The 23520-nt window shown below is 62.6% G+C and carries 24 protein-coding genes; 14 read left to right on the top strand and 10 right to left on the bottom strand.

Annotated features, from left to right (window positions below; translation table 11 throughout):
* Positions 1 to 38: 38 nt before the first annotated feature.
* Positions 39 to 536 (top strand): winged helix-turn-helix transcriptional regulator, encoded by a 498-nt coding sequence (locus I7X09_RS25120; RefSeq protein WP_095972428.1) that lies wholly within the window; start codon positions 39 to 41, stop codon positions 534 to 536.
* A 93-nt stretch (positions 537 to 629) separates the two neighbouring features.
* A complete protein-coding gene (locus I7X09_RS25115; protein WP_200314206.1) occupies positions 630 to 1868 on the top strand; it encodes an HNH endonuclease signature motif containing protein in 1239 nt (412 codons plus the stop codon).
* A gap of 89 nt (positions 1869 to 1957) precedes the next feature.
* Here the strand turns inward: I7X09_RS25115 and I7X09_RS25110 are convergent, their stop codons facing one another.
* The 3 genes from I7X09_RS25110 to I7X09_RS25100 all read right to left on the bottom strand — a co-directional run bounded on the left by I7X09_RS25110 (position 1958) and on the right by I7X09_RS25100 (position 3958).
* Entirely contained in the window at positions 1958 to 2446 is a 489-nt protein-coding gene (locus I7X09_RS25110) for a GNAT family N-acetyltransferase (RefSeq protein WP_007726792.1), read from the bottom strand.
* A 70-nt stretch (positions 2447 to 2516) separates the two neighbouring features.
* Positions 2517 to 3287 (bottom strand): site-2 protease family protein, encoded by a 771-nt coding sequence (locus tag I7X09_RS25105; RefSeq protein WP_200314204.1) that lies wholly within the window; start codon positions 3285 to 3287, stop codon positions 2517 to 2519.
* A complete protein-coding gene (locus I7X09_RS25100) occupies positions 3284 to 3958 on the bottom strand; it encodes a hypothetical protein (protein WP_200314202.1) in 675 nt (224 codons plus the stop codon). The genes I7X09_RS25105 and I7X09_RS25100 overlap by 4 nt, the downstream gene beginning before the upstream one ends.
* Positions 3959 to 4242: 284 nt before the next feature.
* On the opposite strand from I7X09_RS25100, the gene I7X09_RS25095 reads away from it, so the two are divergent.
* A complete protein-coding gene (locus tag I7X09_RS25095; protein WP_095972424.1) occupies positions 4243 to 5532 on the top strand; it encodes an adenylosuccinate synthase in 1290 nt (429 codons plus the stop codon).
* A 51-nt stretch (positions 5533 to 5583) separates the two neighbouring features.
* Here I7X09_RS25095 and I7X09_RS25090 read toward each other — a convergent pair whose 3' ends face one another.
* Positions 5584 to 6054, bottom strand: coding sequence for a 5' nucleotidase, NT5C type (locus tag I7X09_RS25090; protein ID WP_200318077.1), 471 nt, complete (start codon positions 6052 to 6054; stop codon positions 5584 to 5586).
* Positions 6055 to 6114: 60 nt separating this feature from the next.
* A complete protein-coding gene (locus I7X09_RS25085; RefSeq protein WP_095972496.1) occupies positions 6115 to 6345 on the bottom strand; it encodes a hypothetical protein in 231 nt (76 codons plus the stop codon).
* Positions 6346 to 6406: 61 nt separating this feature from the next.
* Between I7X09_RS25085 and yczR the strand changes: the two genes are divergently transcribed.
* Both yczR and I7X09_RS25075 read left to right on the top strand, forming a co-directional pair.
* A complete protein-coding gene (gene yczR / locus I7X09_RS25080) occupies positions 6407 to 7882 on the top strand; it encodes a MocR-like transcription factor YczR (RefSeq protein WP_050655050.1) in 1476 nt (491 codons plus the stop codon).
* Positions 7883 to 7928: 46 nt separating this feature from the next.
* Positions 7929 to 9032: a class I SAM-dependent methyltransferase gene (locus I7X09_RS25075; RefSeq protein WP_095972422.1), complete on the top strand. Its 1104-nt coding sequence runs from the start codon at positions 7929 to 7931 to the stop codon at positions 9030 to 9032.
* A 59-nt stretch (positions 9033 to 9091) separates the two neighbouring features.
* Here I7X09_RS25075 and I7X09_RS25070 read toward each other — a convergent pair whose 3' ends face one another.
* The 3 genes from I7X09_RS25070 to I7X09_RS25060 form a co-directional block, all read right to left on the bottom strand.
* Positions 9092 to 10192: a CaiB/BaiF CoA transferase family protein gene (locus tag I7X09_RS25070; RefSeq protein WP_200314200.1), complete on the bottom strand. Its 1101-nt coding sequence runs from the start codon at positions 10190 to 10192 to the stop codon at positions 9092 to 9094.
* A gap of 107 nt (positions 10193 to 10299) precedes the next feature.
* On the bottom strand, positions 10300 to 12366 hold the full coding sequence (locus tag I7X09_RS25065; protein ID WP_200314198.1) for an ABC transporter ATP-binding protein: 2067 nt from the start codon (positions 12364 to 12366) through the stop codon (positions 10300 to 10302).
* Positions 12363 to 14096 carry an ABC transporter ATP-binding protein gene (locus I7X09_RS25060; protein ID WP_124567843.1) on the bottom strand — a complete coding sequence of 578 codons (1734 nt, stop codon included), beginning with the start codon at positions 14094 to 14096 and terminating at the stop codon, positions 12363 to 12365. The genes I7X09_RS25065 and I7X09_RS25060 overlap by 4 nt, the downstream gene beginning before the upstream one ends.
* Before the next feature lie 320 nt (positions 14097 to 14416).
* Here I7X09_RS25060 and I7X09_RS29635 point away from each other — a divergent pair, with 320 nt between their 5' ends.
* From I7X09_RS29635 to I7X09_RS25040, 6 genes are all read left to right on the top strand, one after another.
* The gene (locus tag I7X09_RS29635) at positions 14417 to 14539 is read left to right on the top strand and encodes a hypothetical protein (protein ID WP_260395586.1); all 123 of its coding nucleotides are present in this window, start codon (positions 14417 to 14419) and stop codon (positions 14537 to 14539) included.
* Positions 14540 to 14749: 210 nt separating this feature from the next.
* On the top strand, positions 14750 to 14872 hold the full coding sequence (locus I7X09_RS29630) for a hypothetical protein (RefSeq protein WP_019749478.1): 123 nt from the start codon (positions 14750 to 14752) through the stop codon (positions 14870 to 14872).
* A gap of 361 nt (positions 14873 to 15233) precedes the next feature.
* Entirely contained in the window at positions 15234 to 15380 is a 147-nt protein-coding gene (locus I7X09_RS25055; protein WP_003944356.1) for a hypothetical protein, read from the top strand.
* 240 nt (positions 15381 to 15620) lie between these two features.
* On the top strand, positions 15621 to 17126 hold the full coding sequence (locus tag I7X09_RS25050) for a GGDEF domain-containing protein (protein ID WP_234036706.1): 1506 nt from the start codon (positions 15621 to 15623) through the stop codon (positions 17124 to 17126).
* A 40-nt stretch (positions 17127 to 17166) separates the two neighbouring features.
* Positions 17167 to 18402: a formate-dependent phosphoribosylglycinamide formyltransferase gene (gene purT, locus I7X09_RS25045; RefSeq protein WP_095972417.1), complete on the top strand. Its 1236-nt coding sequence runs from the start codon at positions 17167 to 17169 to the stop codon at positions 18400 to 18402.
* Positions 18399 to 18881: a DUF456 domain-containing protein gene (locus tag I7X09_RS25040; protein ID WP_050655057.1), complete on the top strand. Its 483-nt coding sequence runs from the start codon at positions 18399 to 18401 to the stop codon at positions 18879 to 18881. Before purT ends, I7X09_RS25040 begins: the two co-directional genes overlap by 4 nt.
* On the opposite strand, the gene I7X09_RS25035 is transcribed toward I7X09_RS25040, so the two are convergent.
* Entirely contained in the window at positions 18785 to 19624 is an 840-nt protein-coding gene (locus tag I7X09_RS25035; RefSeq protein WP_234036705.1) for an amidohydrolase family protein, read from the bottom strand. The two genes, I7X09_RS25040 and I7X09_RS25035, sit on opposite strands and share 97 nt — an antisense overlap.
* Before the next feature lie 109 nt (positions 19625 to 19733).
* The gene (locus I7X09_RS25030) at positions 19734 to 21131 is read right to left on the bottom strand and encodes an FAD-dependent oxidoreductase (RefSeq protein ID WP_200314196.1); all 1398 of its coding nucleotides are present in this window, start codon (positions 21129 to 21131) and stop codon (positions 19734 to 19736) included.
* Between the two features lie 230 nt (positions 21132 to 21361).
* Here I7X09_RS25030 and I7X09_RS25025 point away from each other — a divergent pair, with 230 nt between their 5' ends.
* From I7X09_RS25025 to I7X09_RS25015, 3 genes are read left to right on the top strand one after another with little or no spacing between them, the layout of a single operon-like run.
* The gene (locus I7X09_RS25025) at positions 21362 to 21787 is read left to right on the top strand and encodes an Rv0361 family membrane protein (protein ID WP_095972415.1); all 426 of its coding nucleotides are present in this window, start codon (positions 21362 to 21364) and stop codon (positions 21785 to 21787) included.
* 46 nt (positions 21788 to 21833) lie between these two features.
* On the top strand, positions 21834 to 22262 hold the full coding sequence (locus I7X09_RS25020; protein WP_007726822.1) for a rhodanese-like domain-containing protein: 429 nt from the start codon (positions 21834 to 21836) through the stop codon (positions 22260 to 22262).
* Entirely contained in the window at positions 22259 to 23482 is a 1224-nt protein-coding gene (locus I7X09_RS25015; protein WP_193754195.1) for an O-succinylhomoserine sulfhydrylase, read from the top strand. Before I7X09_RS25020 ends, I7X09_RS25015 begins: the two co-directional genes overlap by 4 nt.
* The last annotated feature ends 38 nt before the right edge of the window (positions 23483 to 23520 follow it).

Here is a 23520-nt window from a genome sequence, read left to right as displayed (position 1 = left end):
GCTATGGTTATGGCAAGCCAGGGGGTATTGTGAAACTCATGGACGCTGTACGACTGACCGGGGTGCTCGAAGATCGCGACGCCTGGCGGGCCACGCACTGTTCGATCGGGCGGGCCATGGAAGTGGTCGGCACTCGCTCCGCCATGCTGATTTTGCGAGAGGCCTACTACGGCACAACTCGTTTCGACGACTTCGCGTCGCGGGTCGGCATTACCGAGGCGGTGGCGTCGGCGAGGCTGAAGGAGCTCACGGAGGCGGGCCTCTTCGAGCGTGTGCCGTACAAGGAGCCTGGAAAGCGGACGCGGCACGAGTACGTGCTCACCGAGAAGGGTCGTGACTTGCTGCCGGCGGTTCTTGCGCTGATGCAGTGGGGTGACAAGTACCTGCACGGCGGAAAGGGTGGACCGCTGGCGGTGGCGGACGACGCTACCGGTGAGCCCGTTCGCGTCGAGGTCCGCAGTGAGTCGGGGCGTGAAGTGCCGCTCGGCGAGTTGCGAGTCTCTGTCAACGAATCGCGTGGACGTCAGCGCGAATAGCGATGCATTTCAACAGCTCTCGAGCTGTGGGCCTTCTTGAAGTTGTCCGTTATGTCTCTGGTTATCGAAAGTATGTTCGATTAAACTTTCGGTATGGCCAGTCGGGAAGCGTGGCAGCTGGATGGTGAGGACCTCAAGGGTGAGGTTCTGGATCTGGTGCGTGTCCGGCACGAGTTGCAGTCACGGTTGGTGTTGCTGATCGTGGAGATGTTTTCCCGTGAGGTTCTCGGTGGGAAGGGTTTTCGGGCGATCGCGCAGTGGTTGCACGGGTCGACGAATCTGGAGATCGGTGAGTGCAGTCTGCTGGTCGGGTTGGCGCGGTTGTTGATGCTCGAACCCGTGGTGGGCGATGCGTTTCATCGGGGTGACGTGGATGCGTTGAAGGCCCGGCAGGTGGCGTCGTTTTGTCAGCATCCGCCGAAGAACATGACCCCGGCCGATGTGGACAAGGCGCGCGGGATCCTGTTGGGATTGGCGTCGAAGAACATCGCGGATTGTGATGCGGTGCGGGCGGCGATCCGGCGGATCGAGAAGCAGTACGGCAAGCGCGAGGACGGAGTTCCGGTCGGCGAGGATTCCGAACGTAACGAGTTCTACGCCTCGAAAGGCCTGTACGGGCGGGTCACGGTGAAGGGTGATGTGGATGCGATCAACGGGGCGCGGTTGATCACGTTGCTGTCGAGCCTGTCGGCTCCGACACCGGAGAAGGACGGCGTCAAAGACACCCGCACGCCGGCATTACGACGGGCGGACGGGTTCTGCGAAATGTTGCGCCGGTATGAGCGGGCGGGGTTGGGTCCGATCGAAGGTGGGGTGAAACCGCACATCACGGTCACCGCGAGTGCGAAAGACATGACCGACCTCAAAGCATTGAAAGATATGTTGCCGTCCACTGAGGAGTTGGGGTTTGCGTGGACGGATTGGGTGGGCCCGATCAGTATCGACACGGCCCGGATGCTCGCCTGCGACTGCACGGTCACGCGGATCTTGTTGGATGAGAATGGTGTTCCGCTCGACCGCGGTAAGGAAGCCAGAACCGCGACGGTGCCGCAGCGGCGGGCGTTGGCAGTTCGTGATGGCGGGTGCGCGTTTCCGGGGCGCGGGACACCATCGGGATGGTGCGACGCCCACCATATCGTTCACTGGAACGACGGTGGCCCAACAGATCTCGACAATCTGATCTTGTTGTGCGGCCACCATCACCGGACACTGCACCACACGGAATGGAGAGTGGAGATCGGCCCGGATCGGAAGTCGGTGTTCTATCGGCCGATGTCGATCGACCCGTATCAACAGCCGATCGGCGGGAACAGCCCACCCACCGCGGCCTGAACTGAACCAACTGAAGACGCGAGCACCGGGGCACAGTCGTGCCCCGGTGCTCGGGCCTGCGTTTGGGAGTCTGGGTGGTTGGCTGGGCGTCAGCTCAGTGACTTCTTGAACCCGACATGGGAGGCGACAAATCCGAGACGCTCGTAGAAGTCGTGAGCTTCCTTGCGAGTTTGATCCGAGGTGAGCTGCGCCAGGAAAGCGCCGCGCCGGGCGCCTTCTTCGCAGGCCCAGCGGATCATCGAACTGCCGATGCCCTTGCTCCGGTAATCCTCGTGGACGCGAACAGCTTCGATCTGCAGTCGTGTCGCCCCCATTCGGCTCATACCCGGAATGAAGGTCAATTGCATGGTGCCGATTACCGCGTCGCCGACCAGAACGGTGACGAGGAGTTGAGCCGGATCTTCGTCGATTCGCTTGAACGCGTCCTCGTAGATCGTTCGGGCTTCGGGGTTGGTCGTCTCCCGAGTGCTGCCGATCGGGTCGTCGGCGAGCAAGTCGATCAGTGCTTCCACGTGTCGAATCTCGGCCCGCGTGAGGGTGTACTCCACTCCGCCGGACTGAAATGACGTCGCAATCATCGATGCTCCCCTGAAGAAGAATGAATGTCTGAAATGTCAGACTCTCACGAGTCTCCTCCAGCGCACTCGATCACGTCCAAAAACGCATGAGGGCGTTACCGAGCATGGCGTAGTAGTCGGACACACCGCTCAATTCGAAGATCCAGTAGATCGCGTCGAAGAAGACGACATTGATCTGTGGGACAAACAAGAGTGCAACCAGCAGGAGCAGTCCGTACGGCTTGAACTGGTCGAGTTGGTGCCGTGTGTTGGGTGCGAGATAGGGCTCCAGCGCGTTGTAACCGTCCAGACCGGGGACTGGGAGCAGGTTCAAGACCGTCGCCATGACCTGCAAGAAGGCAAGGAAGCTGAGGCCGGCCCAGAACGTCAGGTGCTCGGACGCTGAGCCGTACGTACGTATGACGACGAGGAGAATCACCGCGGCGACGGCGTTCGTGAACGGACCGGCAAGCGATATTCGCGCCTGCACCTTGGGCGGAAACATCCCGGTGCGCAGATACACGGCGCCGCCGGGAAGTCCGATGCCGCCCAATGCGATGAACAGCACCGGCAGACCGATCGAGAGCATCGGATGGCTGTACTTGAGCGGGTTGAGCGTCAGGTAGCCACGAGCCTCGACATCGGTGTCTCCGTGACGCCACGCCAGATACGCATGGGCGAACTCGTGCAAGCACAGCGTGACCACCCAGCCTGCAACCACGAGAACGAAAACACCCGCTCGGCCCGCGATTGAACCCCACGTCGAGTTCCAGGCGACCACTCCGGCGATGACAGTGATCGCAACTACGCCGAGGAAGACAGGGCTCGGCCGAACCGCCGACCGTGCTGCTCCGGTTCTCACCTGACCAACAACCAAGTTTTGTCATGCCGGTAGAAGGTCGAACGCTTGAGATCGCGTGGGTTGGCCACCCCGTCGCGAACCAGACGAGCCGCGGGCGAGCCCAGCTGAATGGCTCGGCCTTCCAGCCAGCGTCGCCCGCCCCAGCGACTCTTGCGATCCACAGATGCCTTGATGCCGGGGAGCTTGGGACTCGGCACTATCCGGATGCCGGGGACCGTGCCGGAGAACAGTTTGTTGTCGTCGACGTAGGCCTCGCCGATCAATTCTGCGGCATCGGCCGGACCCGTGACAGTTGCCGCACCTACCAGCGCGATTCCAGCGTCGTCGCGGATGAGCGGCACGGTGTGGACTGTGCCTTTCAACGCCGTGCGCGCAGCTCGCGCACCCGTTGCGAGTTTGTACGCGTCGGTTGCGTCGGACCTGTTCTCGGTGACGTAGGCGAGTTCGACGTTGAGTCGCTCCAGTCGCATCAACCGTGTCAAAGCCGCGGCAAACGCGCCGTCGTTACCGACGACGATCAAGCGCGGTTCGGTGACGACCTGCAGTTGAGACAGGGCCTCGTCGAAGTCCTGCTTCTCCGGAAGTTCAGGGGCAGTGAACGACGTGAGTTCACCCAGGGGGAGTGGAACCGGCGAATCGCCACATTTGAGCACCACAGGGGTCAAAGCCACTCCTAGCTCGATCAAGACTTCTTCTCGGGTAGTGGGACCTCGCCACCCTTCCCCGAAATGGCCGTCCGAATCACTGCCGACGATCTTAGTGCGAGTCTCCGTGTCGACTCGTAATCGTGATGGTCACACCGCCAAATTCTGGACCGTCAGGTCTGGTCTGGTGCTCTGGGCTAGACTGCTCCTTCGGTCACTGCAACAGTTCGGCGCTGCATCATGTGCGCGGAAGCCAGGCAGTACCAATGCGGCGGGACAACTGCTGCACGTCGACCGTAGGAGACAACGTCATGCCGGCAATCGTCCTGATCGGCGCCCAGTGGGGCGACGAAGGTAAGGGCAAAGCTACAGATCTACTGGGCGAGCAGCTTCAGTGGGTCGTGCGATACCAGGGCGGTAACAACGCCGGACACACCGTGGTTCTGCCGAACGGTGACAAGTTCGCACTGCACCTCATCCCTTCCGGAATCCTCACCCCCGCCGTCAACAACGTCATCGGTAACGGTGTCGTCGTCGACCCGGGAGTGTTGTTGACCGAATTGGCAGGCTTGGAAGAGCGCGGCGTGGACACGTCCCGCCTGCTGCTTTCTGCTGATGCGCACCTGATCATGCCGTACCACGTGGCCATCGACAAGGTCACCGAACGCTTCCTGGGAGCGAAGAAGATCGGCACGACCGGCCGCGGTATCGGCCCGTGCTACCAGGACAAGATCGCCCGTGTCGGTGTCCGTGCTGCGGACGTCCTGGACGAGAAGATCCTGACCCAGAAGGTCGAAGCAGCACTCGAATTCAAGAACCAGGTGCTGGTCAAGATCTACAACCGCAAGGCACTCGACCCGCAGCAGGTCGTCGACGAGGTCCTCACACAGGCCGAGGGTTTCAAGCACCGCATCTCGGACACGCGTCTGGAGCTCAACCTCGCCCTCGAGCGCGGCGAGACCGTTCTGCTCGAAGGTTCGCAGGGCACTCTGTTGGACGTCGACCACGGTACGTACCCGTACGTGACCTCGTCCAACCCCACCTCGGGTGGTGCGGCGGTCGGTTCGGGAATCGGTCCCACCAAGATCACCACGGTGCTCGGCATCCTGAAGGCGTACACGACGCGTGTCGGTTCCGGTCCGTTCCCGACGGAGCTGTTCGACGATCACGGCGCATACCTGGCGAAGCAGGGCGGCGAGGTCGGTGTCACCACCGGACGCGCTCGTCGTACGGGATGGTTCGACGCTGTCATCGCGCGTTACGCGACGCGCGTCAACGGCATCACCGACTACTTCCTCACCAAGCTGGACGTGCTGAGCAGCCTCGACACGGTACCGATCTGTGTCGCGTACGAGGTGGACGGTGTCCGCCACGACGAAATGCCGATGTCGCAGAGCGACATTCACCACGCCAAGCCCATCTACGAAGAGATGCCCGGCTGGTGGGAAGACATCTCGGAGGCTCGCACCTTCGAGGAACTGCCGCAGAATGCGCAGAACTACGTGCTTCGGCTCGAAGAGCTTTCGGGTGCATTCATCTCCTGCATCGGTGTCGGCCCCGGCCGCGACGAGACGATCGTCCGGCGCGAGATCGTCCGCTGATTCGATTCCTCGAAATCCCCGTTCCTGTCTGCAGGGACGGGGATTTCGTGTTCAAGCCAGCTTCGACAAGTGTGCGGTGACGGTCTTCCAGTCGGGAAACTCGGTGCTGCCGAACTTGATCCAGTCGCCCTCGAATCGATCTGCGCCGTTTGCTCCGCGGTCGTCGACGAGGTAGTCGCCTCGGTTGAGGTGCTTGTGGTGCGAGAGGATCAGACGTTTGTACGCGACGCTGCCTTCCTCCATTCCGAGGTGCTCTTGGACCCATAGCACCTTGTCGTGCCAGGCTGTGGCGTTCTTCCACGGCGCCGTCGAGAGGATGTAGGTGTCGAACTGCTGCGCCAGTTGGTGGTAGGCGTCGATGGCACCGTCGAGTGGGTCCATGCCAGAGAAGATGTGTGGCGCTTCGTCGAGGCCGTTCTTGTACTTCTCCCGGACGCCGTCGGTCAGGCGATCGATGCCCGACTGGAAGTTGACGAGGGTGTTGTCGAGATCGATGTAGAGAATCTTCTTGGAAGCCGGCAGTGCCATCGAGGGGAAGGGAAACCTCTCTGGAGACTTTCTGAGTGCGAAAAGAGTCCAGTTTTACGCAACTGGACTGAGATCAGTGAATTCTTCCCCCTGATCACAATCGCATGGAGGTCTGACAGAGTTGTTCTCGCGGTCCGGAGTTGCGTCGTGGAAGATGCCGCCGAGGGGTGCTGCCAGGCGAAACTGCTCCACGCGAATGTAAGTACCTTCACCTTCGGCGGGTGCGAAGAAGTAGACGAGTGCCACGAAGAGTCCGATGCCGATCAGGGTCGCGAAGGTAGTCATGGACATATGATCAACTCGACTGGCATTGAGTTACATAGCCAAGTTGGCGATACTGGACTGCATGATGACTCGAGTTCTCGGTGCCCGTTCGCTCGCGCGCGATCTGGGGTCCTGGCAGGAAGAGTCCGGACGCAGGCCCGCGTACCGTGCGCTTGCCGACGGTATCCGCCTGCTCGTGCACGACGGTCGCGTTCCGCTGGGGGTCGCACTGCCGAGTGAGCGTGAACTTGCGACGGTGCTCGAACTCAGTCGAACCACGATCACGTCCTCGTACTCGGTCCTACGAGACGAGGGGTATCTGATCAGCCGGCAGGGTTCACGAAGCACCGTGGCGTTGCCCGCCGGCGCGCGGCCGAACGGGTTGATGTTCCGCTCCCACCAACCGGGGCCGAGTGGACCCGTCGTCGATCTCAGTTACGCAGCGATGGCAGCTCCCGCCGCCCAGGTCGAACTTGCGTATGCGTCTGCGCTGCAGGAACTTCCGAACTTCCTGCCCACGCACGGGATGGAACCGGTCGGGATTGCCGACTTGCGTGACGTGATCGCGCAGCGCTACACGGCGCGGGGCTTGCCCACCACTGCCGAACAGATCATGGTGACCTCGGGTGCGCAGCACGCGCTTCGGTTGTTGCTGTCGGTGCTCACCTCACCAGGCGAGCGGGTGCTGGTCGATCACCCGACGTATCCCAATGCGCTGGAAGCGATTCGGCGAAACGGCGCTCGGCCCGTGCCGGTTCCGGTCCGGCCGGAGTTCGCGGCGGCCGGAGCCTGGGATCTGGACGGGATTCGAAGTGCAGCAAGGCAAACCGCTGCGAGAATGGCCTACCTGATCCCCGACTTTCACAACCCGACCGGCCTCTGCATGGACTCTTCCGGTCGCGCAGAGCTTGCGAAGATTGCGCATGAAACGCGAATGACTCTGGTCGTCGACGAGACGATGGTAGACCTGTGGCTCGACGCACCACCGCCGGCACCGGTCGCGTCACATGGGCGAGGCGCGGCGAAAACCGAAGTGGTGACGCTCGGTTCGACGGCGAAGTCCCTGTGGGGCGGGCTACGTGTCGGTTGGATTCGCGCCGATGCCGCACTCATCACCCAGTTGGTGGGGGCGCGTGCCGCGGTCGACCTCGGTACTCCCGTCATGGATCAATTGGCAGCCGCCTACTTGCTCGCCGACGACCGCTCGTTGCTCGAACAGCGTCGCGAAGTTCTGCGAGAACAGCGTGCGGTGCTTCTCGGTGCAGTGGCAGAGCATCTGCCCGACTGGCGTCCCACCATCGGCTCCGGCGGAATGTCGGTCTGGATGCGAATGTCCGCGCCCGTCTCGACGGCGTTGGCTGCGGTGGCACCCAACTTCGGTGTACTCCTGGCCGCCGGCCCCCGTTTCGGCGTCGAAGGTGCGTTCGAACGATTCATTCGCGTGCCGTACGCACGTTCTCCCGAGGACCTCATTCGCGGCGTTGCGTCCATCGCCGCTGCGTACGACACTCTCGCGACGGATCGCGACACGGCAGACCAACGAATGGTCGTCGTCTGAGAACTGGGTACACACCCTGAAAGCGGTGTGAACCAGGAGGTCGGGCATGACGGCGGTAGACGGTACAGGCGCAGCGGGAACCAGTGCGGCGGAAGCGCTCGCAGAACGATTGTTCGCGGCCACGCTCGGGGCGTCGGAGCTGCAGGCTGTGTATCTGGGCGACCGGTTGGGCTGGTACCGCGCGCTGAGCGATCACGGCCCGCTCACGTCCACGGAACTCGCGGACCGGACGGGGACCGTCGAGAGGTATGCGCGGGAGTGGCTCGAGCAGCAGGCCGTGGCTGGTTATGTGGACGTCAATTCGGATGCCGATCGGCGGTACAGCTTGCCGCAGGCCCACGCCGATGTGCTGGTCGACGACGAGAACCTGCTTTTCCTGGCCCCGTTGGCGAGGCTGTTCGTCGCGACGACGTCGTCGATGCCCCGCCTGCTGGACGCTTATCGTCACGGCGGGGGAGTCACGTGGGAATCGATGGGTCCGGACGCTCGCGAGGGCCAGGCGCTGCTGAACCGGCCGATGTATCTCCAGCAGCTTTGTCAGCAGTTTCTGCCGGTAGTCACCGATCTGCACGCCATTCTTCTCGGCGGCGGGCAGGTCGCTGATCTCGGAATGGGGGAGGGTTGGTCGTCGATCGCGCTCGCCCTCGGGTACCCGAATATCGAGGTGCACGGCTTCGACGTCGACGCAGCCTCGGTGAATGCTGCCCGCCGAAACGCCCACGATCGCGGGGTGGACGACCGCGTTCATTTCTCGTTGGTCGACGTGGCCGGCCAAGCCCCGGAGACGGGTCGAGCCGATGCCGGGACCTACGACGCCGTGTTTGCTTTCGAGTGCCTTCACGACGTTCCGGATCCGGTGGGATTTCTGTCCACGGCTCGGGCGATTGCCCAGCCCGGCGCCCCGGTGATCGTGATGGACGAACGAACGGCAGATGCCTTCGATCCCGAGGCGGGTCCGATCGAGCAATTGCTGTACGGATTTTCGCTGACCTGCTGCTTACCGGACAGTCTTTCGCATCCGGGGAGCATTGCCACCGGGACGGTGATGAGGCACTCGACACTCGAAAGTTATGCCAAGGCAGCAGGTTTCGAGAGAGTGGACGTGCTGCCGATCGAGCACGAGATGTTCAGGTTCTACAGATTGGGCTGACGCCCCGTGCGCGGTTAGAGAGTCCCGAGGCTCCTTGACCACGCACGGGGCCGAAGGCCCTAGGTCCAGACCGTGTCGATATCAGTCGCCTCACGTGCCGGGGCGGCGGGCGTCGTGGTGGGCGTACGCGAGAAGCGCGGCGCCGGAGCATGCTGGGTGACGCCGTCGAGTTCGATGAGCGAACCGCGGGCCGCGATGTGTTCGTTGGACGGAGCCTCGGCGAACGTGAGGACCGGCGAGACGCAGGCGTCGGTGCCGAGGAAGATCTTGGCCCACTCGTCGCGAGTCTTGGACAGGAACTTTTCGGTGAAGAGCTTCTTCATGTCGTCCCACTTGGACGTGTCCATCTGATGGGGGAGCGTCGCGGGATCGAGTTCGAGGCCCTCGAGCAGCAGTGCGTAGAACTGCGGTTCGATGGATCCGACGGCCATGTACTTGCCGTCGGAGGTCTCGTAGGTGTCGTAGAACGGAGCGCCGGTGTCGAGGAGGTTGACGCCACGCTCGTCGGACCAGACGCCGCGACCGCGGAATGCCCACATCATGTGGGAGAGCGCGAGGGTTCCGTCGACCATCGCCGCGTCGACGACCTGGCCCTTTCCGGATGTCGAGCGCTCGACGAGAGCCGACAGAATGCCGAAGATCAGGAACATGGAACCGCCGCCGAAATCGCCGACCATGTTGAGCGGCGGGACGGGACGTTCACCCTTGCGTCCGATGGCGTTGAGGACACCGGTCAGTGAGATGTAGTTGATGTCGTGACCGGCGGCGTTGGCGAGTGGGCCTTCCTGGCCCCAGCCCGTCATGCGGCCGTAGACAAGACGCGGATTGCGCTCCGAGACCACGTCGGGGCCGAGTCCCATTCGCTCCATGACGCCGGGGCGGAAGCCCTCGATGAGGACGTCGGCGCGGCTCAGGAGATCGAGAACCTTGGCGACGTCGGCCGGGTCCTTCAGGTTGGCCTCGATGATGCGGCGGCCGCGCTTGATCTGGTCGGTTGCGTTCGAGTCCTGCGGAATCTGCCCTGCGCGCTGCACGATGACGATGTCGGCCCCCATGTCCGCCAACAGCGTCGCGGCGTGCGGGCCCGGTCCCAATCCAGCGAATTCCACGATCCGAATGCCCGCGAGCGGGCCCTTCTTCTCCACAGCTTCTGCAGACACACGCACTCCCAATTCAGACGGTGACAACACTTCTGACCCGACGGTAACCTGTCGGATCGATCAGGTGTGCTCCGGGGCACTGTGTCCGCCGAGGGAGGCGCCGATCACTAGACGGCGGCACCCTCGAACTGAGCGTTGTAGAGACGGAAGTACGCGCCCGCCGCTGCGATGAGTTCGTCGTGTGTGCCCTGTTCGACGATCTTGCCCGCCTCCATCACGACGATCAGATCGGCGTTACGGATGGTGGAGAGCCGGTGCGCGATGATGAAGCTGGTGCGCCCGACGCGCAACGCGGACATTGCTTGCTGCACAAGCTGTTCCGTACGTGTGTCGACCGAGCTCGTCGCCTCGTCGAGAATCAGCAGCGACGGCTCCGACAGGAATGCGCGGGCAATCGTGATGAGCTGTTTCTCGCCGGAACTGATGTTCGACGCCTCCTCGTCCAGCACGGTGTCGTACCCGTCCGGGAGCGTGTGGATGAAGCGGTCGACGAAGGCAGCGCGTGCGGCTTCGTGGATCTCGTGTTCGCTGGCGTCGAGCCGGCCGTACGCGATGTTGTCGCGGATCGTTCCGCCGAAGAGCCAGGTGTCCTGCAGAACCATGCCGACGTGGTTTCGCAGGTCGGAGCGGCGCATCTGCGAGATGTCGACGTCGTCGAGAGTGATTCGGCCCGAGTCGACTTCGTAGAAGCGCATGAGCAGGTTCACCAAGGTGGTCTTGCCGGCACCGGTGGGGCCGACGATGGCGACCATCTGCCCGGGCCGAGCCGTGAGGTACACGTTCTCGATCAACGGCTTGTCCGGCTCGTAGCGGAACGAGACGTTCTCGAACTCGATGTGACCGACGTTGCGATGGCGTCCGGCGGGCTCGGGGAGAAGCGGCACGTCGATGTCGGGCGACTGCTCGGGTTCGTCGAGAAGCTCGAAGACCCGCTCGGCCGACGCGGCCCCGGACTGCAGGCTCGTCGACATGGACGCGATCTGCGTGAGTGGCTGGCTGAACTGGCGCGAATAGACGATGAACGCCTGAACGTCACCTAGAGACATGTTGCCGCTGGCGACCTTGAGTGCGCCGACCACAGCAAGCAGCACGTAGGTGATGTTTCCGACGAAGTTCATGACCGGCATGATCAGACTGGAGAGGAACTGTGCGCCGAAGGACGCGTCGAGGAGCTTCTTGTTCTGCTCGGCGAATTCACGCTCGGCTTCGGCCTGATGCCCGTACACACGAACCAGGTCGCGACCGCTGTAGTTCTCCTCGATCTGTGCGTTGATCTTGCCCGTCTCGGCCCACTGAGCCTTGTACAACACCTGTGCTCGCTTGGCGACCCTGGCAACGAGGAGCACCGATACCGGCACCGCGATCAGTGCGATCAGGGCGAGCATCGGCGAAATGACGAACATCATCGTCAGGACACCGAGGACGGTGAGCACCGACGTCAGGAGCGAGGTCAACGTCGACGACAACGTAGACGAGATGTTGTCGATGTCGTTGGTGACGCGGCTGAGGATCTCGCCGCGCGGCGTCTTGTCGAAGTACGGAAGGGGCAGACGGTGAAGCTTCGCCTCGACCGAGGCACGCAGGTTGTAGATGGTCTTCTGGACGATGATGTTGAGGAGAAATGCTTCCAACCAGGCAAGTAGCGACGAGAGCAAGTACACGCCGATCGCGAGCATGACGACCTTGCCGATCGCGTCGAAGTTCAGACCCACGCCCGGAACGACGTCGGTCGAATTGGACACGAGGTCGGCGAAGGTCGAATTTCCTGATGCCCGGATGGCGTCTGCGGCCTGCTCGCGGGTCAGTCCGGCGGGCAGGCTCTTACCGATGAACCCGGCGAAGATGAGGTCTGTCGCGTGACCGAGGATCTTCGGCACTGCGACGGAGAGTGCGATGCTGGCGATCGTCGCAGCGACGACGCAGACGACCGCAAACTTGTGTGGCTGAAGAAGCGAGAGAAGCCGCTTCATCGTCGCTTTGAAGTGGCGAGGTTTGGTGTCCGTCGCGGTCAGCGCAGGCTTCGGCTCTTTGTCGGGGTTCTCGGGGTTACTCGACTTCGCATCCCCGTCCGCGGATTCGGGTTCGCTCGGGATCTTGGCGAACACCACAGTCGGGGCATCGTCGAAGTACTGGCTGTTGGGGCCGCCCCATGTCGGGTCCTGCGGGCTGGTCATGCGCTCATCTCCGCGGGAATCTGGGAAGCCACGATCTCTTGGTACGTCGGACAGTTGGCCAGAAGGAACTGATGGTCGCCGAGGCCGACCGGCGCACCATCCTCCAGCACCATGATCTGGTCGGCATCGATGATGGACGCGACGCGCTGCGCGACGATGATGACCGTCGAATGAGTCGAGACCGTGCGGAGTTCGCGCCGGACCGCAGCATCGGTGTGCATGTCGAGTGCTGAGAACGAATCGTCGAAGACGAAGATCCGGGGTCTACGAACCACAGCTCTGGCGATGGCGAGACGTTGGCGTTGTCCGCCCGAGAGATTGCCGCCGCCCTGGGCGATCGGAGACTCGAGACCATCGGACAGTTCCCGCACGAAGTCGTCTGCCTGGGCGATGGTGAGGGCTGCCCAGATGTCGTCGTCGGTGGCGGTCGGGTTTCCGTAGCGGATATTGCTCGCGATCGTGCCGGCGAACAGGTAGGCCTTCTGCGGCACGTATCCGAAGTTGGTGAAGAGTTCGTCCTGATCCCAGCCGCGGACGTCCAAGCCGTCGACGAGGACGGCGCCGGCCGTGACGTCGAAGAGTCTGGGGATGAGTGAGACGAGGGTCGATTTGCCACTACCGGTACTGCCCACGATCGCGGTGACCGTACCTGGCATGCATCGCATCGAAACGTTCGACAGGACCGGCGTTTCTGCTCCCGGATACGTGAATCCGGCTCCACCGAACTCGACAACGCCGTAGGGGCTGGTCGGGCGGAGGGGCTGGGCCGGCGCGGGCACGGTCGGCTCGGTGTCGAGTACCTCGGTGATGCGGTCGGCGCACACGGCCGCGCGGGGGATCACCACGGCCAACATGGTCGCCATGACCACTGACATCAGGATCTGCATGACGTAGGCGAGGAAGGCGCTGATCTGTCCGATCTGCATGTCTCCGGTGTCGACCAGATGCGCGCCGAACCACAGCACCGCGACGCTCGACAGGTTGGCGATCAACATCACGGTGGGCAGCAGCACTGCCTGGTACCGACCGATGAGGAGCGAGGTGTCGGTCAGTTCCTTGTTGGCCTTGTCGAAGCGGATCGTCTCGTCAGGCTCGCGAACGAAGGCGCGAATGACACGCATACCGGTGAGCTGTTCGCGCAGTGATCGATTGATGTTGTCGATCCGCGTCTGCATAGTTCGGAAATGCGGGATCAGCTTGGCCACAACGACCGAGACGGTGATGCCGAGTAGTGGCACCGAAATCGTCAGGAGCCAGGACATCTGCAGGTTCTCGCGCAGGGCCATGACGATGCCGCCGATACACATCAGTGGGGCGCTGACGAGCATCGAGGACGTCAGCATGACCAGGGCCTGGATCTGCAGGACGTCGTTGGTGTTCCGTGTGATCAGCGTCGGCGCACCGAAACTGTTGAATTCGCGATCCGAGAAGCTGCCGACGGCTTTGTAAAAGGCGCCTCGAACGTCGTGGCCGAAGCCCATCGACGATTTTGCAGCCAGATAGGTCGATGCGACCGACGCGATGATCGATGCAAGCGAGACCAGAAGCATGATCCCGCCGGTGGACATGATGAATCCGGTGTCACCGCGGGCGACACCGTCGTCGATGATCCGAGCGTTGAGCGTGGGGAGGACCAACGACGCGATAGCCCCGAAGAGTTGAAGTGCGAGAACTCCGGCAAGCAACCAGCGGTACGGCGGGAGGTACGCCTTGAGCAGTTTTGCTAACACGACGGTTCCCAGTGAATTGGCCGGGTTGCCGCTCGTTCGCGATTGATCACAAGCACACGGTATGACAGATCGTGGTCGAGGTTGGCACCGACTCTGACGATTGCATCCTTTTGTCCTATTTGATTGTGATGTCTGCCACATTCGAATTCGAGGTTGGATTCAGGTCACAGTGCCTGAACTGCAGGTTTACACATCGATCCAATATGTCACGCTTCTGTTTGAGCAAAAACAAACTGGACGTACTTGTTTAGCTTGGCTACAAAGGGGCGGAGCGAACAAAACGTGCGCCGCGTCATAGATATTCATGCAAGGAGTCACACATGGGATCCCTCGGAAACCTTCTCAAGGCCAACGGTATGGGCTGGGGCATTCTCCAGCTTCTTCCCCTGGTCAACATGCTCAAGACCATTCAGGGGCTCGACACCGCGAGCTCGAACTCCTGACGTTCGACCGCTGGAAATCTTCCGAAACAACACAGGAGTAGTCGCATGACCTCAATTCAGAATCTCGACGCCTTCCTCAAGAGCGTTCTCGCATTCGTGACCAAGTTGAACGCGGGGTCGGCAGACGACTCGGGTTCGGCCGGTTCCACTGCCGAGTAGTTCTCGGTCCCAACTTCTTTTCAACTGCATCCCGACATAAGGAGACCCGACATGGGTTCATTCGAAGACTTCAGCGGCGTCGTCAAGACGTTCATTCCGGTACTCAAGGACCTGTTCACGGCACTCGGTGGTGGCTCGCTCACCCCTGGGACCGGATCGGCGGCTGACAAGTAAGTCCCGTTTGTCCGAAAGTGTGGCTCGCAGTTGTCTGCGAGTCACACTTTCCGCCTTTCTAGTGTGAGCTAAATCACATTTTTGCAAGGATTGAACAGTGGATATGTGCTCTGAACTGCAATTACGACTGAAGGTGTTACTGGCCGTTCACCTTGGTAGCTATTTGGTAGCTAGACAAGTGTCGGTAGCCGGTCTATAAATGCAGTCAGCGCCACGGTAGTGCGCTACGTCACAGCTCGGGATGTTGTTCGGGGGCGGTTCAGCCATCCGTGCGGCAGAAGTTCCCGAACCATCTCGGCCACCGCCTGCGGCCGGAATGGCGCTGGAACACCACACCACCTCACATACAGGAGAACCTCCTATGTTCGGATCACTCAGCACCCTCGGACCCCTGCTCACCGCGCTCGGAGCTTTCCTCAAGTCCGTTCCCACCGAATCGCTGTCCGGCGAGGGCGAGGGCTCGTCCACCGGTTCACTCTCGGGTCTGTCCAGCGGATCCGCCGAGTAGTCATCCCTTCCGGCAGGGTCGTTCGGCTCTGCCAATCGGATTGCATGCAGGTGCCCTCTGTCCACTGTCGTGGCCGGAGGGCACCCGTGTTTGCGGAGATATTCGTAGTTGCCCTTTTGGCATGTAAACACAGAACTGCGAGTGGCAGCACCTGCGTACGATGGTTCGACGACATCGGCATACGGTCACCGCGACGTCCGGTGCTCCCGAATTCAGAGGTAGCCGACCGCGAGGTGACGCATGGTAGGGACGAGTCGCTTTCTGCGCCTTCTCCTAGTGCTGGCCGTCGTGCTTGCGGCTTCGTTGATCGGCATCCTCACCCGCCCACCAGGTTTGCTCGCGACATTCTGGTGCGCCAACGCCATTTTGCTGGGAATGATGGTCAGATGGCCGGTCCTGATCGAATGGCGAACGTGGATCGCTGCGGCCGTCGGATACGTCTGCGCCGACCTGATCACCGGCAATTCGCTATCGCTTGCCCTGCAGTTGAACGGGGCGAACCTCGCCGGTGTCACAGTCGGTGTTCTTGTTCTGTACTACTTGAAGCGAACACCGTTCCGATTGGTCGATTCGCAGTCACTGGTGTGGATGGTCTTCGTCTCGTTCGTCGCGGCGACTGGTACCGCGGCAACCGCCGGCGCCTTGGACCGGCTCTTACGCGGTCTGTCCTTCACCGACACGTTTGTCCACTGGGGCGCCACCGAGGTCATGGCGTACCTGCTGGTCCTTCCTCTCATTCTGACTCTCACCATCCCGTCGAGCCTTGCCGAGTTCCGCACCAAACTGACGGCCAGAACCGTCGCCGCTATGAGCGTTCCGCTACTCGCCACTGCAGCCTGCGTACCGATCGCCCTCAGCATCGAAGGGCCGATCGCGCTGGTCCTGCCGATTCCAGCTCTCCTGTGGTGCGCCACTCGCATCTCGGTTCCGAGCACTGCCTTCGTTTCCGTGGTCTGGTCGGTGTGGTCACTCATGATGGCGGGTAGCGGTCGACTCGATATCGGAGATCAAGCCGCGTCGACTTGGAACGAGGACGTCATCACGTCCATTGCGGTCACGTTGATCGCGTTGGGGCCGATCGCGGTTGCCTGTGCGACCGAGGAACGTCGCGCTGCCGAGCGTGAGCTTTTCCTTGCTGTCGAATTCGACCATCTGACCGGAGTCCTCTCGCGCGGTGCTTTTCTCGGACATGCGGAATCGGAACTTGCCGACGCGGCCCGCGCGCAGTCCCCGGTCGGCCTGCTGATGCTCGACCTGGACCACTTCAAGAGCATCAATGACACGCATGGACATATGACCGGTGACAGCGTTCTCGCGAACTTCGCCGAACGGGCCGCTGACCGATTGTCGGACGGCGATCTGATCGGAAGGCTCGGCGGCGAGGAGTTCGCCATTCTGCTTCCGGACTGCAGCTTTGCCCGAGCAGTCGACGTCGCCGAGGCCGTCCGCGGCGCGCAGGTCGAGTACTCGGCCGAATCAGATGTGACGAGCACGGTCAGTGTCGGCGTCGCGTGGGTTGATCACGCGACGCCTGCCTTGGCCACCCTCATGAGCGTCGCGGACGAGGCTCTGTACGACGCCAAGCGTGCCGGACGCAATCTCGTGAAAGTGCGCAACGTCGGCAACGACGCCGTGCCGCAACAGAATTCCGAGCCGACCACGGCCACCCGCACCTATCGCAAGCCAGCGGTACCTCGAACGATCAGGCGAGGGTTTGACCGCGAAGGCGTGGTCGACGGCGGATAACTGCGCTGACCTGCATCGGGATTGGCATATAGTCGCACCCATGCAGCTTGATTCGACGCCTTCGCACCTGCCGACCCTCCCACTCCGATTCGGGACCCCACTGACCGAGAACGCCATTCGCGTGATGATGTTGGGATCAGGCGAGTTGGGTAAGGAAGTTGTCATCGCGCTGCAGCGTCTGGGCGTCGAAGTGATTGCGGTGGATCGCTATCCCGACGCCCCAGGGCATCAGGTGGCCCACCGTGCTCACACTGTCGACATGACCGATCCGGAAGCGCTGCTTGCCGTCATCGAGTTGGAAAAGCCTCACTTCGTGGTTCCCGAGATCGAGGCCATCGCGACGGATGCGCTTGCACTCGTCGAAGAACGCGGAGGGGCGGTGGTCATTCCGACCGCCCGCGCCACTCAGCTCACGATGAACCGTGAGGGAATCCGTCGGCTCGCGGCCGAGGAGTTGGGCCTGCCCACTTCGCCGTATGCCTTCGCGGACTCGCTTGCCGAAGTACAGGCAGCGACAGACCGAATCGGTTTCCCGTGCGTCGTCAAGCCAGTCATGTCCTCGTCGGGAAAGGGACAGTCGACGGTTCGATCCGCCGAAGATCTCGACGCCGCATGGGATTACGCGATGGCCGGAGGCCGTGTTAATCACGGCCGGGTGATCGTCGAGGGTTTTGTCGATTTCGATTACGAGATAACGCAATTGACGGTTCGCGCCGTCGGGGAGAGCGGTCAGGTCGAAACGTCGTTCTGCGAGCCGATCGGGCACCTGCAGGAGGCCGGCGACTACATCGAATCGTGGCAGCCGCAGCAGATGTCCGCGGCTGCCCTCGCGTCGGCGCGGGACGTCGCCGAGAAGGTGACCACGGCTCTGGGCGGGCGAGGCATCTTCGGCGTCGAGCTGTTCGTGAAGGGCGACGACGTCTACTTCTCCGAAGTGAGCCCACGGCCGCACGACACCGGATTGGTGACCCTGCGGACGCAGCGACTCTCGGAGTTCGAGCTGCATGCCCGTGCGATCCTGGGCTTGCCGGTCGACACGACTCTCACGGCCCCGGGAGCGTCGGCGGTGATCTACGGCGGCGTGGAGGCAAAGGGAATCGGATTCGACGGTGTCGCCGAGGCACTCGCGGTTCCCGAGACGGACCTGCGGCTATTCGGCAAGCCGGAGAGCTTCACGCGTCGTCGCATGGGTGTTGCCGTGTCGACGGCCGCCGATGTGCCCACTGCACGCGCCCGTGCTCGCGAAGCCGCGTCGAAGGTGCGTCCCGTCGGATGAGTCCTGTGGCCGAGGTCCTCGTCGGGCTGGTCATCCTGGTCGGTCTGATCGGGGTCGTCGTTCCGATTCTCCCCGGGACACTTCTCGTTTTCGCCGCAATTCTCGTGTGGGCGATCATGACCGGTGGCGCGACGGCGTGGACGGTGTTCGCGCTGTCCACGCTGGCGCTGGTGGTCACCGGGATCGTGAAGTACACGTGGCCAGGCAAGCGGATGAAGTCCGGGGGCGTGCCCAACCTGTCGGTGGTGGTCGGCGGCGTCGTCGGCATCATCGGGTTCTTCGTGATCCCGGTCGTGGGGTTGTTCCTCGGGTTCATCGTCGGAACCTACTTCGCGGAACTAGCGCGGCTGCGTCGCTACGACATCGCCTGGTCGTCGACGCTTCACGCGGTGAAGGCAGTCGGATTGTCCATGCTGGTGGAACTGTTCGGAGCGCTGATCGCGGCGGGGCTGTGGCTGGGAGCCGTCGCGTTCACTTGAGCGCAGCGGTACCAGGAGCGTGCGTTGTCGCACATGACCGCGGACAGGTCGTCGCCGACGGCATCGGCGATCACGTCCAGGTCGTGGACCTCGAACGCTCGACGTGCCCGGGTACCGGGTAGGTCGGTGCCGAACATCAGCGCAGCGGGATTGACCGCGTGGATCTGGCGAAGCACATCGCTGACGTCGGAGATGGTGGTGCGGCCGAACCCGGTGGCTTTGACACGTACTCCGCGGTCGACGAGGTTGAGGAGATACGGCAGCCCGCGGGTGGACATTCCCAAGTGGTCGATGCTCACCGCCGGCAATTTGGCGAAGACGGGTTCCAACGACAGCAACAGCGTGGCATCGACGTAGAACTCGGCGTGCCAGCCCACCAGATCGAATGCGCGATTGGCGAGATCGGCGAGCAGACGCAGGTCGGTGGCGCCTCGGCGCAGATTGAACCGGACGGCGCGCACTCCCAGCGCGTCCAGAGCAACGATGTCTTCGTCCGTCGCATCGAGCGGTAAAGCAGTGACGCCCACCCAGCCTTCGCCGAGCTCGGACAATGCGGCTTTCAGGTATTCCTGGTCATTGCCCTGGTACGACGCCGTCACCACCGCGCCGCCGTCCACACTCAGGCCCTTCAGCGAGGCAATCCGGGCCCGGTAATCGGCCACGGTGAAGGGCTCAGGCAGGTACCCGTGATTCTCGACCAGCGGGAAGCGCGGGTCGATGATATGCACATGGGCGTCAAACACGGGGTCTATTTTGCCCTGTTGCCTTGGGTCCCCGCACACACCACCGGCCCGATGTGACCTGGGTCGCGTCGGGCCGGTGGAGGGCTTGTGTTCAGTTACTTCTGCGCACTCAGTTCGCGCGGTCGGGCTCCGACGCCTTCAGCATGTCGTGACGCTCGACGACCTTGATGCGCTCACGGCCTTCGGGCTCGCCTAGGCTGCGCTCGTGCGCGTCGAGGCGGTACCAGCCCTGCCAAGTCGTGTACGGCACCTGCTTGCCTTCGAGGAACTCGATGACGGCGTTCTCGTCGGGGTTCGCGGCGCCGGCGAAGTCGACGGAATCCTCGAGAAGATTCGCGACGGTTTCGTTGGCGTCACCCTTGGTGTGGCCGATGAGGCCGACGGGGCCGCGCTTGATCCAGCCGGTGACGTAGGTGGCCGGCATGAACCGGGCTGCGCCCTCGGCGTTGTCGTCTGCGACGACGCGTCCGGCGTCGTTGGGAACGGTGCCTGCCTGGTCGTCGAACGGCAGCTGCGTGATGTTCTGCGAGAGGTAACCGACGGCGCGGTACACGGCCTGGACATCCCAGTCCTTGTACGTGCCGGTGCCCTTGACGTTGCCTGTTCCGTCGAGCTGGGTGCGCTCGGTGCGCAGGCCGACGACCTTGCCGTCTTCACCGAGGATCTCCGTGGGAGATTCGAAGAAGTGCAGGAACAGCTTGTGGGGACGGGCTCCGACATCGCGAATTGCCCAGTCCTGCAGGGTATTCGCAACCATATCGACCTGCTTGGAGTTGCGGCGAGCCTGCTCGGAACCCTCGTCGTAGTCGATGTCCTCGGGGTCGACGATGACCTCGATGGTCGGCGAGTGGTCGAGTTCGCGCAGTTCGAGAGGCGTGAACTTGGCCTGGGCCGGGCCGCGGCGTCCGAAAATGTGAACCTCGACGGCCTTGTTGTTCTTGAGACCCTCGTAGACGTTCGCGGGGATTTCGGTCGGCAGCAGTTCGTCACCGGTCTTGGCGAGAACGCGGGCGATGTCGAGCGCAACGTTGCCCACGCCGAGGACGGCGACCTTCTCGGCCTCGAGCGGCCACGTACGCGGCACGTCGGGGTGGCCGTCGTACCAGGAGACGAAGTCGGCCGCGCCATAGCTGCCGTCGAGTTCGATACCCGGGATGCCGAGCGCGCGGTCGGCGTTGGCGCCGGTGGAGAAGATGACCGCGTCGTAGAACGACTGCAGGTCGTCGAGGGTGATGTCGGTGCCGTAGTCGATGTTACCGAGCAGGCGTACCTGAGGCTTGTCGAGCACCTTGTGCAGGGCGGTGATGATGCCCTTGATGCGCGGATGATCAGGCGCGACGCCGTAACGAATCAGGCCGAAGGGCGCGGGCATGCGCTCGAAGAGGTCGATGCTGACGCCGCGGCCGGAGACTGCGGTGTCGGATTTCATGAGGGCGTCGGCGGCGTAGATGCCGGCGGGGCCGGCGCCGACGATCGCGACCCGGAGTGGGCGGTTGGAGTCAGTCATCGTGAGGACAGCTACCTTCTTCGAAGTTCGGACAACATATCGACAAGTATCCAATTTAGCCGAACCTAAGCACAGCGCCTCGGTTGCGGCCGAACGGATCCACACTCTCACTCGATCGGTTGTGGGTAAACCTATTCTTTCTTCCCATTCTCCCGTTGTCTCGGGTATTCGGGGTAGGGGCCTGCTCCTTGACGGGCCACAACTTCAAGTTGTGGGGGAGTATTGGCGCTATGAGTGACGAGCTTCGCGAATCCGACAACATCGATGGCAAGAAGGCGTCTGCGGGGCCGTTCCTCTTGGCTGTCGCCATCGTCGCCTTGATCCTGGGTGGAATCTTCGTCGCGTCGTGGATCTCGCCGGCCGAGGAGAACGTCACCGAGTCAGACCGCGTGAGTCGCTCCGTCACCGACTACGTCGATGCCGAGAATCGGAATGACGCGGAGACGATCAAGACCCTGACCTGCGCGAGCTTCAATTCGAGCAACGGTCCGATGGCCGACGTCGACGGAACCGTCGAACTGAAGGGTGTGGACGGGGTCGTGGTCAACGGCGATCGTGCACGGGCCGACGTGACGATCACCGGTGGCGGAGCGGGCGAGCGAGTCTCGACCTGGGCCCTGACCCGTGACGGCAACCGTTGGGTCGTCTGTAACTGACGGCCCGCTCAGGCGCTCGCGGCAGTCTTGTGAAAACATGGACTACGTGAGTTACGCAGGCGATCTGACGCCGGAGCAAGCCTGGGAGCTGCTCCGCGAAAACCCCGACGCCGTGCTGGTCGACGTGCGGACCGATGCGGAGTGGAAGTACGTCGGTGTCCCCGATGTTTCCTCCCTCGGCAAGCAGGCCGCACTGATCGAATGGGTGAGCCACCCGACCGGCGCGCGCAATGACAACTTCGTCGACCAGTTGAAGGAAGCCGGCATCACCGCCGATTCCTCCGGGTCGGAGCGTCCGGTGATCTTCCTGTGTCGATCCGGACAGCGTTCCATCGGTGCGGCGGAAGCTGCGACTGCGGCGGGTATCGGCCCGTCGTACAACGTGCTCGACGGGTTCGAAGGCGCATTGGGCGCCGACGGGCATCGCGGACTTGTAGGTTGGCGGGCCATCGGCTTGCCGTGGAGGCAGCAGTGAGCGGAATTCCCCAGGGCGGCGCATTTCAACGAGCGCTGCCGGACGACGTCGGTCTCGGCACCCTCGGTGTTCGCGGCGGACTGATGCGCACCGGGTTCGAGGAGACTTCCGAAGCTCTGTTCCTCAACTCCGGATTCGTCTACGAGAGTGCAGAAGCCGCCGAACAAGCCTTCACCGGCGAGGTGGATCATTTTGTCTACTCCCGCTACGGCAACCCGACCGTCAAGATGTTCGAAGAGCGTCTGCGTCTCATCGAAGGTGCAGAAGCGTGCTTTGCGACGGCCAGCGGAATGTCGGCAGTCTTCACGGCGTTGGGCGCACTGTTGGCCAACGGCGACCGATTGGTTGCCGCGCGCAGCCTCTTCGGATCCTGCTTCGTGGTGTGCAACGAGATCCTTCCGCGCTGGGGCGTCGAGGTTGTTTTCGTCGACGGTGAGGACAACGCGCAGTGGGAAGAGGCTCTGTCCGTGCCGACCACTGCCGTGTTCTTCGAGACTCCGTCCAACCCGATGCAATCTCTCGTCGACGTTCGACGGGTGTCGGAGCTTGCTCATGCAGCCGGTGCAAAGGTAGTGCTGGACAACGTCTTCGCGACGCCGCTCCTGCAGCGCAGCCTCGATCTGGGAGCCGACGTCGTTGTGTACTCCGGCACCAAGCACATCGACGGTCAGGGCCGCGTGCTCGGTGGCGCGATCCTCGGGACCGAGGAATACATCAGCGGTCCCGTTCGAGAACTGATGCGGCACACCGGTCCTGCGCTCAGCCCGTTCAACGCCTGGACGCTGCTCAAGGGTCTCGAGACCATGCCGGTCCGCATTCGGCATTCCGTGGCTTCGGCACTCGAGATCGCCGAATTCCTCGAAGGACACTCCGGCGTCAAGTGGGTCAAGTACCCGTACCTGACTTCACACCCGCAGCACGAGCTCGCGAAGACTCAAATGAGCGGCGGCGGAACTGTAGTCACGTTCGAGCTCAATGCGGCTGACGGTGAGGGCAAGAAGCGGGCGTTCGAGGTTCTCAACGCGCTGCGGGTCATCGACATCTCCAACAACTTGGGAGATTCCAAGTCGTTGATCACTCACCCCGCCACGACAACGCACCGGGCCATGGGTCCGGAAGGCCGTGCAGCGGTGGGTATTACGGACGGCGTTGTGCGGCTGTCCGTCGGGCTCGAGGACACGGCCGATCTGTTGGCTGATCTGAAGCGAGCTCTCGGCTGAACCCGTAGAGCGCCTTGCCTCGAACTTTCGTCGGCAAG

This window comes from Rhodococcus sp. P-2 (genome assembly GCF_016598535.1).
Lineage (GTDB): Bacteria > Actinomycetota > Actinomycetes > Mycobacteriales > Mycobacteriaceae > Rhodococcus_F > Rhodococcus_F baikonurensis.
This window is presented reverse-complemented; position numbering and strand designations above follow the sequence as displayed.

Excerpts from the sequence above, each read along its gene's own strand:
- purT (WP_095972417.1), top strand. The coding sequence starts at position 17,167 with ATGCAGCTTGATTCGACGCCTTCGCACCTGCCGACCCTCCCACTCCGA.
- I7X09_RS25040 (WP_050655057.1), top strand. The coding sequence starts at position 18,399 with ATGAGTCCTGTGGCCGAGGTCCTCGTCGGGCTGGTCATCCTGGTCGGT.
- I7X09_RS25095 (WP_095972424.1), top strand. The coding sequence starts at position 4,243 with ATGCCGGCAATCGTCCTGATCGGCGCCCAGTGGGGCGACGAAGGTAAG.
- I7X09_RS25050 (WP_234036706.1), top strand. The coding sequence starts at position 15,621 with ATGGTAGGGACGAGTCGCTTTCTGCGCCTTCTCCTAGTGCTGGCCGTC.
- I7X09_RS25065 (WP_200314198.1), bottom strand. The coding sequence starts at position 12,366 with ATGACCAGCCCGCAGGACCCGACATGGGGCGGCCCCAACAGCCAGTAC.
- I7X09_RS25115 (WP_200314206.1), top strand. The coding sequence starts at position 630 with ATGGCCAGTCGGGAAGCGTGGCAGCTGGATGGTGAGGACCTCAAGGGT.
- I7X09_RS25110 (WP_007726792.1), bottom strand. The coding sequence starts at position 2,446 with ATGATTGCGACGTCATTTCAGTCCGGCGGAGTGGAGTACACCCTCACG.
- I7X09_RS25055 (WP_003944356.1), top strand. The coding sequence starts at position 15,234 with ATGTTCGGATCACTCAGCACCCTCGGACCCCTGCTCACCGCGCTCGGA.
- I7X09_RS25085 (WP_095972496.1), bottom strand. The coding sequence starts at position 6,345 with ATGACTACCTTCGCGACCCTGATCGGCATCGGACTCTTCGTGGCACTC.
- yczR (WP_050655050.1), top strand. The coding sequence starts at position 6,407 with ATGATGACTCGAGTTCTCGGTGCCCGTTCGCTCGCGCGCGATCTGGGG.
- I7X09_RS25120 (WP_095972428.1), top strand. The coding sequence starts at position 39 with ATGGACGCTGTACGACTGACCGGGGTGCTCGAAGATCGCGACGCCTGG.
- I7X09_RS29635 (WP_260395586.1), top strand. The coding sequence starts at position 14,417 with ATGGGATCCCTCGGAAACCTTCTCAAGGCCAACGGTATGGGCTGGGGC.
- I7X09_RS29630 (WP_019749478.1), top strand. The coding sequence starts at position 14,750 with ATGGGTTCATTCGAAGACTTCAGCGGCGTCGTCAAGACGTTCATTCCG.
- I7X09_RS25025 (WP_095972415.1), top strand. The coding sequence starts at position 21,362 with ATGAGTGACGAGCTTCGCGAATCCGACAACATCGATGGCAAGAAGGCG.
- I7X09_RS25075 (WP_095972422.1), top strand. The coding sequence starts at position 7,929 with ATGACGGCGGTAGACGGTACAGGCGCAGCGGGAACCAGTGCGGCGGAA.
- I7X09_RS25030 (WP_200314196.1), bottom strand. The coding sequence starts at position 21,131 with ATGACTGACTCCAACCGCCCACTCCGGGTCGCGATCGTCGGCGCCGGC.